Below are 15,621 nucleotides of genomic sequence, written 5' to 3'. Positions count from 1 at the left end.
GAGAAAATTATGGTAAGGACTGAAAGCCCAATTTGTGATTTTAATTTACCCGCAATTGAATTTGAGCTGAAGGGGGTTGATGGGAAGCTTTATGACTTAAATAGTCTTAAAGGATCCAATGGCTTGCTAGTAATGTTTATCTGTAACCACTGCCCTTATGTCAAATCAATTATTGATCAAATAATTCTTGACACAAAAGAGCTTTCTGAATTAGGCATAAATAGTGTCGGCATAATGTCAAATGACCCTAATGAATATGAAGAAGATTCATTTGAAAATATGAAAAAAATTTCTTCCGATTTAAATTTTCCTTTTCCATATCTAATTGACGAAACGCAGGAAGTGGCAAAAGCATTTGGCGCTGTATGTACACCAGACTTTTTTGGTTATAACAAAAACCTTGGACTCCAATATCGTGGGAGACTTAATGAGTCAAGAAAAGAGTCAGTTGATGGAGCGAAAAGAGAGTTATTTGAGGCCATGAAAGAAATTGCAATTTCAGGAAATGGTCCTAGCCATCAGACTCCCTCAATAGGCTGCTCAATCAAATGGTTTTAATTTATTTTTATAAGCTTCATGCTAGTGATAAATACTGGTTATAGATGTAAAATTTCAAATTAAGGTATAATACGCACCTTTTTACTCCCCCCACTTCACATGTCTGAACATGAATCAAGCGTAAATTTTAAAAGTTTTGGTCTTTCCGAGGCCTTAATAAAGGTGCTTGATGAAGTTGGTTATGAAACGCCTTCAGCAATTCAAGAGCAGTGTATACCTTACTTGCTAAATGGTCACGATGTTATTGGACAGGCGCAAACTGGTACTGGCAAAACAGCAGCATTTTCACTCCCATTAATTGATAGAATTGATATTAGTACTAATCAAGTTCAGCTTTTAGTGTTAACCCCGACAAGGGAGCTAGCAATCCAAGTTTCAGAGGCCATTCAAACCTATGCTAGGCATCTTAAAGGACTGCATGTACTTCCTATATATGGTGGACAGTCTTATGATATTCAGCTAAGGCCATTAAAAAGAGGAGTCCATGTTGTTGTAGGAACTCCTGGAAGAGTAATGGACCATATAAAAAAAGGCACCCTTAAGCTTGGCTCACTAAAAGCATTGGTGCTTGATGAGGCTGATGAAATGTTAAGAATGGGTTTTATTGATGATGTAAAGTGGGTAATGGAAAAGCTGCCGAAAGAACGTCAAATTGCACTTTTTTCAGCAACAATGCCTGACGTAATAAGAAGAGTTGCAGAAAAATTCTTAAACGATCCAAAAATAGTTAAGATAAAAACAAAAACCGCTACAGCGCAAACAATTAGTCAAAGATATTGGCTGGTTAGTGGCGTTAATAAGCTAGATGCGTTGACTCGAATCTTAGAAGTAGAAACATTTGATGCACTTTTAATATTTGTAAGAACAAAAACAGCAACAGTAGATTTGGCAGAAAAATTATCTGCAAGAGGTTTTTCATCTGAAGCGATTAATGGTGATATTGCTCAAAATCAAAGAGAGCGAACAATCCAGCAACTTAAAAAAGGGAAAATTGATATTCTAATTGCCACAGATGTAGCCGCTAGAGGATTAGATGTTGAGCGAATTTCTCATGTTGTGAATTATGATATTCCTCAAGACCCAGAGTCTTATGTTCACAGAATTGGAAGAACAGGTAGAGCAGGTAGGGAAGGAAAAGCAATACTATTTGTAGCGCCAAGAGAAAGAAGAATGCTTCAGACAATTGAAAGAATTACGCGTCAACCAATCACACCAATGCAGCTTCCTTCTGCCAAAATTATTAATGAGCAAAGGGTAACAAATTTTAAACAAAGAATAAGTGATACTCTTAATAATCAAGAGTTGGGAATCTTTGAAGAACTCATCCTAAGTTTCCAAAAAGAGCATGAAGTTGATGCCTTTAAAATAGCATCAGCATTAGCATTGATGGCGCAAGGTACAGAGCCATTACTTCTTAGTGAAAAGGAGTTAAGCCAAGGCTCATTTAAGGAAGGCAGTAAGGCTAAAATTTCTATTTCAGTTCATGCAGATCCGCTAAAAAATAACCCTTCAATTAAAATGCGAAGGTATAGGCTAGCTATTGGTCATAAAGATAACATTAAGCCGGGTAACGTCTTGGGTGCAATAGCTAATGAGGCTGAAATTAGTAGTGAGTTTATTGGAGCAATCCAAATATTTCAAGACTTTACCACAATTGATCTACCCGATGAAATGACAAAAGAAACGCTTGCTATTTTGAAAAAAACTAGGGTTTTTGATAAAAAACTTAATATTGAAGAGCTATCAGAGAAAAATAACACAACCTCTCCTCAACAAAAAAGTGATGATTTTAAAAGAAATTCTTCAAGAAGGGGTGGTGAAAGGAAGTTTGAGAGAAAGCCAAGAGGCAAAGGTGGAGATAGGCCTAATAGACATAAAGATAAGAAATTCTCACGAGGCAAGCCAAAAAGAAAAGATTAATTGCTACTAATTACAAGCAAATAGGCGTATTTAAGGCAAAAATATAGGTTAAAATCACATTGCTGGTTAAAATACAGCTAATTTAATAGTGTGTTGTTGCTTCGTAGTAAGTCGGTTTCACAGTAATTTGGGTTGGTTGCGTCTTTTCCATGTTTTATTTATTTTTAGGAGACGGAATGTCTACAACAACAGGACGCGTTAAATGGTTTGACGCAAAAAAAGGTTTTGGTTTTATTGAGCAAGAAAGTGGTGACGATGTGTTCGTTCACTTCAGAGCAATCCAAGGTGATGGTTACAAATCACTAGAAGAAGGTCAAGAAGTTGAATTTGAACTTGAAGATGGCGCCAAAGGACCTCAAGCTGCCAACGTAGTACCAAAATAATTTAAGAATTATTTAATGAAAACCCAGCCTAAGTGCTGGGTTTTTTATTGCCTGTCTTAAATCAAATTGCTTTCATTTAATCTTGTATCGTTTAAAACCTCTATGACCTCATTTTTTTAGTCAAAATAATATCTCTTTCAATTACAAGTATTTGTTACATATATAATTAATCCAAAAAAACAATCTATGAAAACATTCTATTGGTACGATTATGAAACTTTTGGATTATCGCCAAAAGTTCAAAGAATTGCACAGTTTGCTGGCATTAGAACTGATGAAAATCTTAATATTCTTGAAGAACATATGTTCTACTGTAAACCAACCCATGATTCCTTGCCTGCACCTGAGGCATGCGCAGTCACAGGCATAACGCCACAATTATGTGAGAAAAAAGGATTAATAGAACATGAGTTTATCAAAAAGATACATCAAGAATTTTCAAAACCTGAGACATGCACTGTTGGTTACAACTCTATAGCATTTGATGATGAATTTACAAGGCACACTCTATTTAGAAATTTCATAGACCCATATTCTTGGCATTGGCAAAATGGTAACGCAAGATGGGACATTCTCAATGTTGCACGTTTCTGTTATGCTCACAAAGAAGAGGGAAGCCTTAAGTGGGTTAAAAATGATAAGAATAGACCAATTTTCAAACTGGATACACTTGCTCCTGCAAATAACATTGAGCATACGAATGCGCATGATGCTATGGCTGATGTAAGAGCCACAATTGGGATTGCAGCTATTATTAAAAAAAGTCAGCCCAAGTTTTTTGATTATGCCCTTAGCTTAAACGATAAAAAAGAAGTTAGCAGACAAGTTCGTTTGCTTCATCCAATGCTTTTAACAAGCTCACCCTTTGGCTATAAATCATCTTTTACTCGATTAGTAACTGCAATATGTTATCACCCCGATTATTCAGATCGCGCAATCGTCTTTAATCTTAATCAGGATCCTGAAATTCTAATGGAGCTTGAGATTGATGAATTGAAAACACTCACATTTTCTAAAAAAACAGACCTCCCAAAAGGGATCAATAAATTAGAGCTAAATGAACTAGTTTTTAATAAAAGTCCGATGTTTGTATGTAGTCCAAATTCAACTAGTTTTAAGTTGTCTCCAGCCCTTGTGGAGAAGTTTAATTTAAATATGGAGAATTGTTTAAAAAATTTACTTTACATTCAAAGCAACATAAAAAAAATTGAAGAAAAGGTCCAATCGATTTATAATGATAAAGGGGAAAGAGAGCCAAGTAATGATGTTGATCAATCTCTATATGATGGCTTTATTAGTAATAATGATAGAGCTATATGCAATCAAATTCAAAACCTTTCAGAAGAGGAAATAAAGCACTTTGAACCAAATTTTGAAGATAGGAGGCTCACAAAATTATTCCTGAACTTTAAAGCTAGAAACTATCCCCAGTTATTAAATGAATTTGAACAGGAGCAGTGGTTTGAAATTGTTCAATCACGAGTGCAAAATGGTGAGAATGGCTTCTTATCAATAGATAGTTTCGAGCGCAGCTTATTTAACTTAAAAGAAAAATCTCCTGAGAAACAAAATTTATGGAGAGATCTTGAGAACTATGCACAGACATTTCTTTAATCAAAATACCTTGCTATTGAAAAATAAGTAAAGTTTAAGTATAATATTCGACCTTAGTTTAACGAAAAAAGGTTCAAATGAACGCAGAAACTAGAAGTGAAATGTTTGCTAGGCTTTTAAAGCAGATTCCAAACCCGACAACTGAACTGAACTACTCAACATCATTTGAATTATTAGTGGCTGTGACATTATCAGCGCAAGCAACTGATAAAAGTGTAAATCAAGTTACTGATATCTTATTCCCTCTTGCAAATACTCCTGAAAGCATTTTTGAGCTAGGTGAGGATACGCTTAGAGACACAATTAAGTCGATTGGCTTATTTAATTCAAAAGCAAAACACATTATTCAAACTTGCAGGATATTAATAGATAAATATAGCTCAAATGTTCCTGAAACTCGAAAAGAATTAGAGGCGCTTCCTGGCGTAGGCCGCAAGACTGCAAATGTAGTTCTTAACACAGCATTTGGACAACCAACTATTGCAGTTGATACTCACATATATAGAGTAGCCAATAGAACAGCAATAGCCTCAGGAAAAACAGTTCTAGAAGTTGAAAAAAAGCTAATTAAGTTCATACCTGATGAATTTAAAGTCCCAGCTCATCATTTAATGATTCTTCATGGAAGATACGTCTGTAAGGCGAGATCACCTCATTGCACAGAGTGTAAGCTTTTAGACTTATGTGAGTATGAAGAGAAAAACCTTTAAAATCTAACGATATAGTGTTCTCACAAGATAGATCTAAACAAAGAGAATTTCTAGCCAGCTCATGGCAAAAACATATCAATGGCGAAATACTAGAGCCTCTTGAGCTTCAGCTTGCGTTGATAGTTCAGAAGCATCCAGAGTATCATGCCCTCATTAATGACATAAATTTAGAATATTTCCCAGAGCAAGGAAAAACAAATCCATTCCTTCACATAAACCTTCACTTAGCTCTTCAAGATCAGCTCACACTTGATCAGCCGATTGGAATTAATGATATATACAAAAAACTTATGGCAAAGCATAGTGACACGCATGAAGTTGAACATCTGATGATGGAATGTATAGCCGAAATGATATTCAATTCTCAAAAGAATAACACTACTTTAGATCAAGTTAATTATTTAGTCAATCTTAAAAAACTAATCAAAAGCTAATTTACTGTGTCCAATTAGTAAAGTTTTTAAGTAGTTGCAACCCATCACTTTGCGACTTTTCTGGATGGAATTGCACGGCAAAGAGTTGATCAATTGCAATTGCAGATGTAAAAGTATGTCCATAATCTGTCGTTCCGGCAACACAACTTTCATCGACCTCTTCTACATAATAACTGTGCACACTATAAAAGCGACTGTTATTGTCAATTTTATGCCATAGTGGGTGATTCTTTACTTGGTTTACTCTATTCCAACCCATATGTGGTATTTTAAGATCACTATTTTGAAATTTTATGACTTTTCCTGGAACTATTGAAAGCCCTTGAGTTGTATTATTTTCTTCACTATAGTCAAATAATAATTGCAAGCCAAGGCATATTCCAAGAAATGGTTTTGATTTCGAAGCTAATTTAACTTCATCAATTAGTTCATTTGAAGCAAGAGCGCTCATGCACGAACCCATCGCCCCTTGTCCTGGAAAAACAACACGGTCAGAATCTCTTATGACTTTTGGATTATTAGTAAGAAGGCACTTATCATTTGGCGCTACATGCTCAATAGCTTTTTGAACAGAACGTACATTTCCCATTCCATAGTCAACAATTGCAATTGTTTGCATGTTGCTCTTCCTAATTGTCTTCTAAAGTGAGCCCTTGGTCGAAGGGATTGTATTTGCTTGCCTCTCATCTGGAGTCACGGCCATTCGAAGCGCTCTTCCAAAAGCTTTGAAAACAGTTTCTGCTTGGTGATGAGAATTTATGCCTTTCAAATTATCAATATGGAGAGTAACTAGGGCATGATTTACAAAACCCTGGAAGAATTCTCTAATTAAATCTAAATCAAATGTACCTACCCTATCTCTTGTAAATTTAACCCCAAGATCAAGCCCAGGTCGGCCAGATAAATCAATAACTACTCTTGATAATGCCTCATCTAAAGGAACATAGGCATGGCCATAACGTGTCAATCCTTTTTTATCACCTACAGCATCAAAGAACGCTTGTCCAAAAGTTATTCCAACATCTTCAACCGTATGATGATCGTCTATTTCATTATCACCATCACATTTAATTGAAATGTCCATTAACCCATGGCGAGCAATTTGATCTAGCATGTGATCTAAAAATGGAACGCCTGTTTCAATCTCAGCTTTTCCACTTCCATATAGCTCTAGACTAACGGCTATATCAGTTTCATTTGTCTTGCGTTCTTTAGTAATCATAATTTGATTTTATCTTAAGCAATATAGTCTCTGATGAGTATTTCAGCTATTTGAATACTATTAAGAGCAGCCCCTTTTCTAATATTATCTGACACAACCCATAAATTTAAACCTTTATCATGACTGATATCTTCCCTAATTCTGCTTACATATGTAGCGTCAGTATTGGTTGCTTCAACAAAAGGTGTTGCATATCCACCATCTTTTCTTTCGTCCATAACAATGACACCTTCTGCTTTTTCAAGTAAATTTCGAGCGTCAATCGCAGTAATTTTTTCTTTAGTCTCGATATGAACAGCTTCTGAATGACCATACACTACTGGAATCCTTACTGCAGTAGGATTAACAAGAAGGTTATCATCCTCAAATATTTTTTGAGTCTCCCAAACCATTTTCATTTCCTCTCTTGTATATCCATTATCTTGAAATGTATCAATATGTGGAATAGCATTAAAAGCAATTTGTTTGGTATAAACATCTACCTCTACATCATTGCCATTTAATAAATTAGCAGTTTGATTAGTAAGCTCAGTAATCGCTTCTTTTCCACTTCCAGAGACCGCTTGGTATGTTGCAACATTAATTCTAGAGATTCCAACAGCATCATATATCGGCTTTAAAGCAACGAGCATCTGAATTGTTGAACAGTTTGGATTAGAAATAATATTTCGATTAGTGTAATTAGCTATCGCGTGAGGATTAACCTCTGGAACAACCAGCGGAATATCATCATCCCTTCTAAAGTGAGATGTGTTATCAATTACAATGCACCCTTGTGCAGCAGCAATTGGCGCATATTTTTCTGAAATATCGCCTCCAGCAGAAAATATACCTATTTGAACTTTAGAAAAATCAAAAGTATCTAGATCCCCAACAATCCATGACTTTCCTTGGCATGAAACCTTGCTTCCAGCCGAGCGTTTGGATGCTAGTGGGTACAAATTTTCAATAGGAAATTTTCTTTGATCAAGAATTGAGATCAATGTTTCCCCAACCGCACCAGTTGCGCCAACGATAGCAATGTTATATTTTTTGCTCATAATATTTTGAAGAAACTAAAAAAACTATAGATTATACGAAGGACTGGGACTAATATTCATAAATATATTCAATACTTTAGGATATTTATTTCATTCAGACAAGTCAAAGTATTGTTATTTTAAATAAATTAAGGAAGGCGCCATGGCAGAACACCATCATTAAATGCAGCAGTATAAAGCTCAAACCAAGTCTCACGATCCATCTTAACCTTCATTGCATCAGAAATTTTTGCAATCCTATCTAAATTATTTGTACCCATTACAGGGCAAATTTTGGCTGGATGAGCTAGTATCCACGCAACGGCAACAGCTGCCATATCAACATTTTGATTAGCTGCAATCTTTGCGAGTGCCTTGCCAAGTAATCCATTATTACTCATCAATTTCCCGCCACCAAGAGGTGACCAAGCCATTACAGTTGTTTTTTCCTCTTGATGAAAAGCAAGATCTCCATTTGTAAACGCATCAGTTGCAGCTAAAGACATCTCAATTTGATTTGTTATCAATGGGCTTTTCATGCCTGACTGCAACAACCTATAATCCCAAGGCTTAAAGTTTGAGACGCCCACTTCCTTTACTTTTCCAGACAAAACAAGATCATCTAACGCCTTTCCAGTCTCAAGATGATCCATATAAGGATCTTGTCGATGGATTAATAATAGGTCTAGATAATCTGTAGACATATTCTTTAAAGATGCATCAACAGAGTCAAAGATATGCTCTCTTGAAGTGTCATAATGACTAAATGTTGCACTAGAGTATCTATCAGAGGGATTTACTATGCCGCATTTTGATACGATTTCAATCTTATGCCTTAAGGATGGAGTTTCCTTCAAAACACTCCCAAATAATGCTTCAGCAGTATATAAACCATATACAGCAGCTTGATCAAACGTTGTGATTCCCTGATCTAAGCATAAATTAACTTTGTTGCTAATATGTTTGGTTGATGTATTAGCGTCATTAGCTAAACGCCACATCCCATAAATGATTCGACTAAAGTTAGAAGAACTAGAAAAATTTAACCGCTCCATACTAACTCCAAATAGTAATAAGATTAAACAGAATTATCAACTTCAATATAGTGGTGTTTTAATTTGAATTGAGAGCAAAGATGTTTGCATAGAGCCTGCACCCCATATCTTTCTGTCGCATGATGGCCAGCAGAAATAAATGTAATATTGTTTTCTTTAGCAACTGCAGGGGTCTTTTCTGACACCTCTCCACTCAAATACAAATCGACGTTAAGATTGATTGCATCCTCAATAAAACCTTGGGCAGCTCCCGTACACCAAGAAATTTTTTTAATCTTCCCACTCTGTTTGCCAAATACTTGAGGCGCCCTATCTAGTTTTTCTTCAATCAATTTTGAAAAATCACTTATATTAGTATTTAGCTCCCCTTGCCATAGCAAACCCCCTGCAACAGGCTCCATATTTTTTATCCCTAAGCGCCTTCCAAGCTCAACATTATTTCCAACCTCATAGTGGTCATCAAGGGGAAGGTGAAAACCAAAAAGATTGATATTGTGTTTAAGTAATAAAGCAATCTTAGCTCTCTTTGCGCCAGATATTGTTTTTGATTCGTTATCCCAAAAAATACCGTGATGAACAAAAATAGCATCTGCTTTTTCTTCAATAGCTCTCTCAATTAGTTCTAAATTAGCACTGACACCACTTACAATTTTAGTGATATTTAATGAACCTTCAATCTGAAGTCCATTAGGGCAATAATCCTTAAATTTATCAATATCAAGATAGGTATTACAGTAATTTTTTAACTCTTCACGATTAACCATAGTAATCCTTGATGCATTCTAAAAGAACATTATTCTCTTTTGCTTCAGCAACACTGATGCGTATAAAATTTTCTAATTGCGTACCAATTGCAAAACCCTTTATAAGAATTCCACTTTCTTTTAATGATTCTAATAAAGATTTTGCATTTTCAGCCTTTACTAAAAGAAAATTAGCTTGAGACGAATAAACAGTAAGCCCTGGAATTAAAGAAAGCGCGTCATAAAGTCGGCCCCTTTCATTCATAATTATTTTGGCATTACTTACAATACGCTGACTATCTTTAAGTAAAAAATTTGCACTCACCTGAGTCAAAATATTTATATTATATGGAAGCCGTAATTTGTTTAATTGTTCAATAGTTTCTTCGCTTCCGACTAATAAACCAAGTCTTAAGCCTGCAAAACCAATTTTGGAAATGGTTCTAAGTACCACTAGGTTTGAAAAATTGTCAATTTCAGTCAAAAAACTTCGCTCCGAATATGCATAGTAAGCTTCATCAAGAACCACTAAGGCATCAGTAGACTGAATAATTTCTCTAATCACATCATAATCAAAAGCATTTCCGGTTGGATTGTTTGGATAAGCTATAAAAATTAACTTTGGTTTTTTAGTTTTAATAGCTAATAGCGTAGCGTTTAAATCAATATCAAAATTCTCATCCAATGGAATTCCATGATAATTTAATTGTGCAAATTTTGAAACCAGTTCGTACATCACGAAACTTGGCTCAAAGCTCATTATCAAGTCACCACTGCTGCAGGCTAGTGACAATAGTTGAATTAACTCATCTGAGCCATTTCCAAGAAGCACGCCAAAATCTTTTGGGATACCCATTAAGTTTCTTAGAGTAGCTTGAAGTTCTTCAGCACTTGCATCTGGATAGCGATTTACTTCTGATCTTGATATATACTCTAAGAAATCATCTTTTAATTCTTCAGGAACACCAAATGGACTTTCCATTGCATCCATCTTGAGCATATTCTTTGCAGAAGGAACATGGTAAGCATTGATATTTCTAATATCAGATCTTAGCCATTGATCAATAAAGGTCATAATTGTTTAGGAAAAGTTCTATTTGGATGATACTGCATTTTACCAACCTTTTTAGCGCCTAATAAAGATTGGTAGGTATAGTCAAGAGCCTTTTTACAGGCATCTTCAACAGGTACATTATCTGCCAGCAAAGCTGCAATGGCACTAGATAATGTGCATCCAGAACCATGATACTGGCCTGTCAATTTCTTATAGGTAAATTTACGTACCAAATTAGCATTATGATATAAGCGATGTTCAACTTGAATTTCAGAGCTATCAGAAGTTGTTAAAAGTACCCAAGGGCAATTTAAACTAGATATTGCTGACTCTTCATTGAGTCCAGGAGCCAGAGCGTTTAATTCAGCTAAATTAGGTGTCACTATTAAGCACAAAGGGATGAGCTCATTCTTCATGGCATCAATCATCTCTTTACTGCTTAAAATATCATCTGTACTCGAACTTATTATTGGATCAAGAACGATATTTAGTCCCTGCTTATTAGATAGCAATTTTGAAATAGTTTTAACTTGTGACGATGTGCCTAGTAGTCCTATTTTGACTGTATTAAAACTAATATCCTCATCAATTAACTGAAACTGCAATTCTAAAAGGCTATTTTTTGTTGGCTCAAGAGATAGAACTCGCTGAGTATTTTGAGCAGTAAGCGTAGTGATTATTGGAAGTGGAGTCACTCCAAATTGATTAATTGTTTCAATATCTGCTGAAACCCCAGCAGCCCCAGATGGGTCTAACCCCGAAAATAATAAAACTGAATCGGCTTCAAGCCTAGCCATATTTATTATTGAGATTCTTTTTGAATTAGATAGTCAATTACTTCAAAAATTTTCTCAGAACTTCCCGCACTAGTTCCATTAACCATATATTTACCATTTACAATAAAAGCTGGAACTCCAGGAATACGATATTTATAAGTATTAGCCTTTGCCTTATTAACAGCAATTTTTACTGGGAATGAGTTATAAACTTTATTTGCCTTCTCTTCATCTACTCCATTAAAAGCGAGCCATGCAACAAAGTCTTGTTGTGTTTTAAATTGTAATTTTTGAATATGAATTGCATTAAATAGGGCACCGTGTAATCGATCCACTTCGCCTAACTCCTCAAGAATATAGTAAAAACTAGCTCCATACTCCCAACCTGGAAAAACTGCCGGCTGAAGAATAAATTGAGCAGAACTATCCATTGTTTTTAACCAATTATCTAGCAAAGGATGAACAGTGAAACAATGAGGACAAAAATACCAAAAAAGTTCTCTAACTTCCACTTGACTGCCAGTCTCAGTTTCAATTGCCTTATCTAAGACAATATAATTTTTACCAGCAACAAATTCTGCTTGAGTGGTGTTTGTAAAAAACACAAAAACTGAAAGAATAATCAGAGAAGATAGTGCTGTTATTTTTTTCATATTTGTACTCATTAATCAAAAAGTTTATCAATATTATACTGGTTTAAGTCAAATTCCTTGCTTGATTGGAACTCCTTCCAAAGATCCAAATAGGAAATTCTTTCCTGAGGATGAATGCCATTTGGATTAAGCTCTGCAAGAGGCGCTAAAACAAAAGCATACTTTAAAATATCGCGTCGAGGAATATTTAATTTATCATCAATGACATCATCATATAAAACAAGATCTAAATCTATTATTCTAGAAGAGAACTTTGGTAAGTTACGATCCCTACCCAAGGTATTTTCAATATCATGCAAAATATTTACAACATCATTAATATTTTTATCTGTCTCAACATTAACGCCAATATTATAAAATTTACTCCCAACGAAGCCTTCGGAGGGACTCTCAAAGAGTGATGACATAGTAATTTCTGTAAAGTTTGATTCAAGACTATCCAATGCTAAACGAATATTTTTTCGTCTATCTTGGTTTGAACCAATGTTAAAGTGCAGTAAGCTCATTAGCCAGCTGACCTCTCAATAATTACTCCAACACCCTCAGCTCCAGTAATTGCCTCACCTTTATTTAGTTTTAATTTAACCCAACTAACATCAAACTCATTAAGAATAATCTGGCAAATTCTCTCTGCCAAGGTTTCAACTAGTTGAAATTCAGACTCTTTCACAAAACCTATAATACGCTTACAAATATTTTTATAGTTTAAAGCTTGATCAATATGATCAGTAGCTGCTGCTTTAGCAATATCTGAAGACATCTCTATATCTAATATTATGTCTTGGCGAATTTTTCTTTCCCAATCATAAATGCCTATAACTGTATCTACTTTAAGACCCTGAACAAAAACAATATCCATATTTAATCTACCCTAAAAAAAACTATTATGATACCTTTGAGAAATCCTTTGATTGCTACAATAAAATGTTTTCATTGATATAATTTATAAATAGTCCTAAAATTCATTAAGGTCAAAATCAGGAGAACTACTTGTTTTACTTTCTAATTGCTAGCTACTTACTTGGATCAATCTCAAGCGCTATTATTATTTGCAAGATTATGGGCCTCCCAGACCCAAGAACTAAAGGCTCTAAAAACCCTGGTGCTACCAATATTCTTCGTATAGGGGGTAAAAAAATAGCCGCATTCGTTCTGTTGTTTGATGGCTTAAAGGGAGCTTTACCAGTAATTCTGGCTCATTATTTTGGCTTTAGTTTATTTGAGCTAACAATCATCTTACTTTGTGCATTTCTTGGGCATGTATTTCCAATTTTTTATGGCTTTAAAGGAGGAAAAGGTGTTGCAACTTACCTTGGAGGATTAATAGGTTTAAACTTCTTTGTGGGATTAACATTTTCAATTATCTGGCTTTTCGTTGCAAAAGTAATAAAAATTTCATCTGTTGCAGCGTTAACTGCTACATTACTTTCTCCTTTATATTTTTATTTTATTACCACTCATAACTTTAAAGCCACTCTAGTAATTTTTCTCATAAATCTTTTTATTTATTTTACTCATCGCGAAAATATTAAAAGAATTATGAGTGGAGATGAGGGAGCTATTGGGTCATAGCTAAAGTCCACTATGAGATATGAGGTGTGGTCATGAATTATTGACTAATATTTTTTTCATACTTCCCAAACAACATAAGGCTCATTATCTTCATCTATATCACCATCTTGCGTCAAGGTAAATTGGAAAATCTTTATAGGTTTCCAAGCATCAAACTCAAGTTCCCCATAATTCTGACTTGCAAAATCTTCTAGTTCAATTTGAATTTCCATATCTTCTTCTAGGGTGCGTAATACTTCTTCTAGGTCTAAAGCGTCAACAATGATAGATACATCTGCCTCTTCAATAGCCTTTCCTTTATAACTCAATTTTAAGATAACTCCATACTTTGCCATTCTTACTTCTTCTAACTAAAAACTTCTCCTTACAAAAATACTATTGATTCAGTAACTCATTCATGAGTTGCTTTTTGCAAATCATCTAGATCATACCCAAGGGAATCTACCCGAGCCACCAAGCTTGAGTAGTCTTTTTGGGAAATCGTTGGCGTTCGCGCCATAATCCATACATAGTCTCGACTGGTTCGCCCAATAATGGTTTGTTGGTAGGTATCATCTAAATACACAATTCTATAATCCGCCTTTATTGGCCAGACAAACTGCATACCCCAAATCGCGTTGGTGCGCTTATCTTTAACAAATCCACGAGGTCGATATATCTTAGTTGGACCGTTCAAACTTCCTTTATTAAAAGTAAAAGTCGTTGCAATACTTCCATCATTATCACGCTTATAGGTTTCAATGGGATTGTAGGCGTCCCTTTCGAGAAAAGTTGGGATAGTAGCAATTACATACCAATCGCCCATGAACCGATCAAGGTCGACATAGTCTACCACTGGCATAGGCTCTGGTGAACTGCCAACAAAAATTTGGTTACTAGTACACCCAATTAAACCAAGAGATATCAATAAGATTAAGAGTAGTTTTTTCATTCTATTATTTTATATCAACTTGAACTGAGGTAGTGCATTCTAGTTCTCATTATTTCACAATTTATAAAAAAATATTTCATAATAAACCCTATTATAAAAGGATTTATAGTGAATAATTTTATTGTAGAATGTCGTTCCTTTATATTAACTTAGGAATGATGACATGAAAAAAATACTCTCTCTTACTTTTATAGTTTTACTTTTGCCTTCTATGGCTTTTGCTGGAGCATGCCCAATGCTAACATCACAAGTTGAAGATAAAATTGCAACATTAGATCAAGCAAAGTATGCAACTTTAATTACTGCTGCACTTATGCTTCATGAAGAAGGTGTCAAAGCACATGGCTCTGGAGATCATGGGATGTCTGAAGTTTATCTTAATGGCGCTCTAAGACTGCTAGATGTCTAAACTACAATTTTAAATGTGCCCTAATTTAATTGGGCACATTGCTAAAGACTTTTTATGCAAAAACTCATTTCAATTTTATTTATTACTAGCTTGTTAAATGTTTCACATGCAGGTTATCTTGATGATTGGTCTAATGATGATCTTTGTGGATGGATGGAATCATCTTCAACCCCAAAAAGATTCTAGATGAAGTAGATAAGAGAGAAATATTATGTTACGGAGTCATTGAGGTTTCAACTTTGCCAGAATCTGATTCTTCTGAGGGTGAAGATGGAACTGTCTTTCCTTCACCTGATCCATCATTAATTCCAGAAGCGATACCTGATAAGAAAAAGAGTATGGTTAATTATTAATCTATACAATTTCAGTCTTATTGAAAGTCATATTCATCCCTGCAAGACTTACATTCAAATTCAAATCCTATAAAGTCATTACGTCCGTTATCTGACAAAACCCATTCTCTTTGTTGCCAAGGTGGATTATTCCTGACATGCTGAGTGTGGCCACAAGATAAGTCTGCTACCCAGTGATTATCTTCGTCTAGATGAAAGCCAGTTATTTTTTCAAT

23 protein-coding genes are annotated in these 15,621 nt (G+C 35.0%); 10 read left to right on the top strand and 13 right to left on the bottom strand.

What is annotated here, in order from left to right:
* Nucleotides 1-9: 9 nt before the first annotated feature.
* The 6 genes from ABXT51_RS01410 to ABXT51_RS01385 all read left to right on the top strand — a co-directional run bounded on the left by ABXT51_RS01410 (nucleotide 10) and on the right by ABXT51_RS01385 (nucleotide 5,619).
* The gene (locus ABXT51_RS01410) at nucleotides 10-558 is read left to right on the top strand and encodes a thioredoxin family protein (protein WP_416695813.1); all 549 of its coding nucleotides are present in this window, start codon (nucleotides 10-12) and stop codon (nucleotides 556-558) included.
* Nucleotides 559-657: 99 nt separating this feature from the next.
* Nucleotides 658-2,478, top strand: a complete 1,821-nt coding sequence (locus tag ABXT51_RS01405; protein ID WP_416695812.1) for a DEAD/DEAH box helicase — start codon at nucleotides 658-660, stop codon at nucleotides 2,476-2,478.
* A gap of 176 nt (nucleotides 2,479-2,654) precedes the next feature.
* The gene (locus ABXT51_RS01400) at nucleotides 2,655-2,861 is read left to right on the top strand and encodes a cold-shock protein (protein WP_114114942.1); all 207 of its coding nucleotides are present in this window, start codon (nucleotides 2,655-2,657) and stop codon (nucleotides 2,859-2,861) included.
* Between the two features lie 186 nt (nucleotides 2,862-3,047).
* Complete coding sequence (gene sbcB, locus ABXT51_RS01395; RefSeq protein ID WP_416695811.1) at nucleotides 3,048-4,475, top strand: exodeoxyribonuclease I; 1,428 nt, start codon at nucleotides 3,048-3,050, stop codon at nucleotides 4,473-4,475.
* A gap of 77 nt (nucleotides 4,476-4,552) precedes the next feature.
* Nucleotides 4,553-5,185, top strand: coding sequence for an endonuclease III (gene nth / locus ABXT51_RS01390; RefSeq protein ID WP_416678472.1), 633 nt, complete (start codon nucleotides 4,553-4,555; stop codon nucleotides 5,183-5,185).
* 14 nt (nucleotides 5,186-5,199) lie between these two features.
* Nucleotides 5,200-5,619: a DUF1841 family protein gene (locus ABXT51_RS01385; protein WP_416695810.1), complete on the top strand. Its 420-nt coding sequence runs from the start codon at nucleotides 5,200-5,202 to the stop codon at nucleotides 5,617-5,619.
* 1 nt (nucleotide 5,620) lies between these two features.
* On the opposite strand, the gene hisH is transcribed toward ABXT51_RS01385, so the two are convergent.
* The 10 genes from hisH to folB form a co-directional block, all read right to left on the bottom strand.
* A complete protein-coding gene (gene hisH, locus ABXT51_RS01380) occupies nucleotides 5,621-6,238 on the bottom strand; it encodes an imidazole glycerol phosphate synthase subunit HisH (RefSeq protein ID WP_416695809.1) in 618 nt (205 codons plus the stop codon).
* A gap of 21 nt (nucleotides 6,239-6,259) precedes the next feature.
* Nucleotides 6,260-6,841 carry an imidazoleglycerol-phosphate dehydratase HisB gene (gene hisB, locus ABXT51_RS01375; protein ID WP_271541288.1) on the bottom strand — a complete coding sequence of 194 codons (582 nt, stop codon included), beginning with the start codon at nucleotides 6,839-6,841 and terminating at the stop codon, nucleotides 6,260-6,262.
* Between the two features lie 14 nt (nucleotides 6,842-6,855).
* A complete protein-coding gene (locus ABXT51_RS01370; RefSeq protein ID WP_416687449.1) occupies nucleotides 6,856-7,881 on the bottom strand; it encodes an aspartate-semialdehyde dehydrogenase in 1,026 nt (341 codons plus the stop codon).
* A 128-nt stretch (nucleotides 7,882-8,009) separates the two neighbouring features.
* Entirely contained in the window at nucleotides 8,010-8,915 is a 906-nt protein-coding gene (locus ABXT51_RS01365; protein WP_416695808.1) for an aldo/keto reductase, read from the bottom strand.
* 23 nt (nucleotides 8,916-8,938) lie between these two features.
* Nucleotides 8,939-9,679 carry a Nif3-like dinuclear metal center hexameric protein gene (locus tag ABXT51_RS01360; protein ID WP_416695807.1) on the bottom strand — a complete coding sequence of 247 codons (741 nt, stop codon included), beginning with the start codon at nucleotides 9,677-9,679 and terminating at the stop codon, nucleotides 8,939-8,941.
* Nucleotides 9,672-10,733, bottom strand: a complete 1,062-nt coding sequence (gene hisC, locus ABXT51_RS01355; RefSeq protein WP_416695806.1) for a histidinol-phosphate transaminase — start codon at nucleotides 10,731-10,733, stop codon at nucleotides 9,672-9,674. Before hisC ends, ABXT51_RS01360 begins: the two co-directional genes overlap by 8 nt.
* Entirely contained in the window at nucleotides 10,730-11,509 is a 780-nt protein-coding gene (gene thiD, locus ABXT51_RS01350; RefSeq protein ID WP_416695805.1) for a bifunctional hydroxymethylpyrimidine kinase/phosphomethylpyrimidine kinase, read from the bottom strand. Before thiD ends, hisC begins: the two co-directional genes overlap by 4 nt.
* 5 nt (nucleotides 11,510-11,514) lie before the next feature.
* Nucleotides 11,515-12,141 (bottom strand): thiol:disulfide interchange protein DsbA/DsbL, encoded by a 627-nt coding sequence (locus ABXT51_RS01345; protein ID WP_271541279.1) that lies wholly within the window; start codon nucleotides 12,139-12,141, stop codon nucleotides 11,515-11,517.
* 11 nt (nucleotides 12,142-12,152) lie between these two features.
* Nucleotides 12,153-12,647, bottom strand: a complete 495-nt coding sequence (gene folK, locus ABXT51_RS01340; protein ID WP_416687439.1) for a 2-amino-4-hydroxy-6-hydroxymethyldihydropteridine diphosphokinase — start codon at nucleotides 12,645-12,647, stop codon at nucleotides 12,153-12,155.
* Nucleotides 12,647-13,000: a dihydroneopterin aldolase gene (folB, locus tag ABXT51_RS01335; RefSeq protein ID WP_416695804.1), complete on the bottom strand. Its 354-nt coding sequence runs from the start codon at nucleotides 12,998-13,000 to the stop codon at nucleotides 12,647-12,649. Before folB ends, folK begins: the two co-directional genes overlap by 1 nt.
* Before the next feature lie 131 nt (nucleotides 13,001-13,131).
* Here folB and plsY point away from each other — a divergent pair, with 131 nt between their 5' ends.
* Nucleotides 13,132-13,713 (top strand): glycerol-3-phosphate 1-O-acyltransferase PlsY, encoded by a 582-nt coding sequence (gene plsY / locus ABXT51_RS01330; protein ID WP_416695803.1) that lies wholly within the window; start codon nucleotides 13,132-13,134, stop codon nucleotides 13,711-13,713.
* Between the two features lie 56 nt (nucleotides 13,714-13,769).
* Here plsY and ABXT51_RS01325 read toward each other — a convergent pair whose 3' ends face one another.
* Entirely contained in the window at nucleotides 13,770-14,048 is a 279-nt protein-coding gene (locus ABXT51_RS01325; protein ID WP_416695802.1) for a hypothetical protein, read from the bottom strand.
* Nucleotides 14,049-14,104: 56 nt separating this feature from the next.
* Nucleotides 14,105-14,644: a lipocalin family protein gene (locus ABXT51_RS01320; protein WP_271541272.1), complete on the bottom strand. Its 540-nt coding sequence runs from the start codon at nucleotides 14,642-14,644 to the stop codon at nucleotides 14,105-14,107.
* 163 nt (nucleotides 14,645-14,807) lie between these two features.
* On the opposite strand from ABXT51_RS01320, the gene ABXT51_RS01315 reads away from it, so the two are divergent.
* The 3 genes from ABXT51_RS01315 to ABXT51_RS01305 are packed head-to-tail and all read left to right on the top strand — an operon-like array spanning nucleotide 14,808 to nucleotide 15,406.
* On the top strand, nucleotides 14,808-15,053 hold the full coding sequence (locus ABXT51_RS01315) for a hypothetical protein (protein ID WP_271541271.1): 246 nt from the start codon (nucleotides 14,808-14,810) through the stop codon (nucleotides 15,051-15,053).
* Nucleotides 15,054-15,107: 54 nt separating this feature from the next.
* Nucleotides 15,108-15,239, top strand: a complete 132-nt coding sequence (locus tag ABXT51_RS01310; protein WP_416695801.1) for a hypothetical protein — start codon at nucleotides 15,108-15,110, stop codon at nucleotides 15,237-15,239.
* Nucleotides 15,203-15,406, top strand: coding sequence for a hypothetical protein (locus ABXT51_RS01305; protein WP_416695800.1), 204 nt, complete (start codon nucleotides 15,203-15,205; stop codon nucleotides 15,404-15,406). The genes ABXT51_RS01310 and ABXT51_RS01305 overlap by 37 nt, the downstream gene beginning before the upstream one ends.
* Before the next feature lie 17 nt (nucleotides 15,407-15,423).
* On the opposite strand, the gene ABXT51_RS01300 is transcribed toward ABXT51_RS01305, so the two are convergent.
* Nucleotides 15,424-15,621 (bottom strand): DUF3565 domain-containing protein, encoded by a 198-nt coding sequence (locus ABXT51_RS01300; RefSeq protein WP_416688390.1) that lies wholly within the window; start codon nucleotides 15,619-15,621, stop codon nucleotides 15,424-15,426.

Source organism: Candidatus Pseudothioglobus sp. Uisw_050_01, from assembly GCF_048085775.1.
Classification (GTDB): domain Bacteria; phylum Pseudomonadota; class Gammaproteobacteria; order PS1; family Pseudothioglobaceae; genus Pseudothioglobus.
Note: the sequence above shows the minus strand (reverse complement) of the source record. Positions and strands in the feature narration are given on the sequence as shown.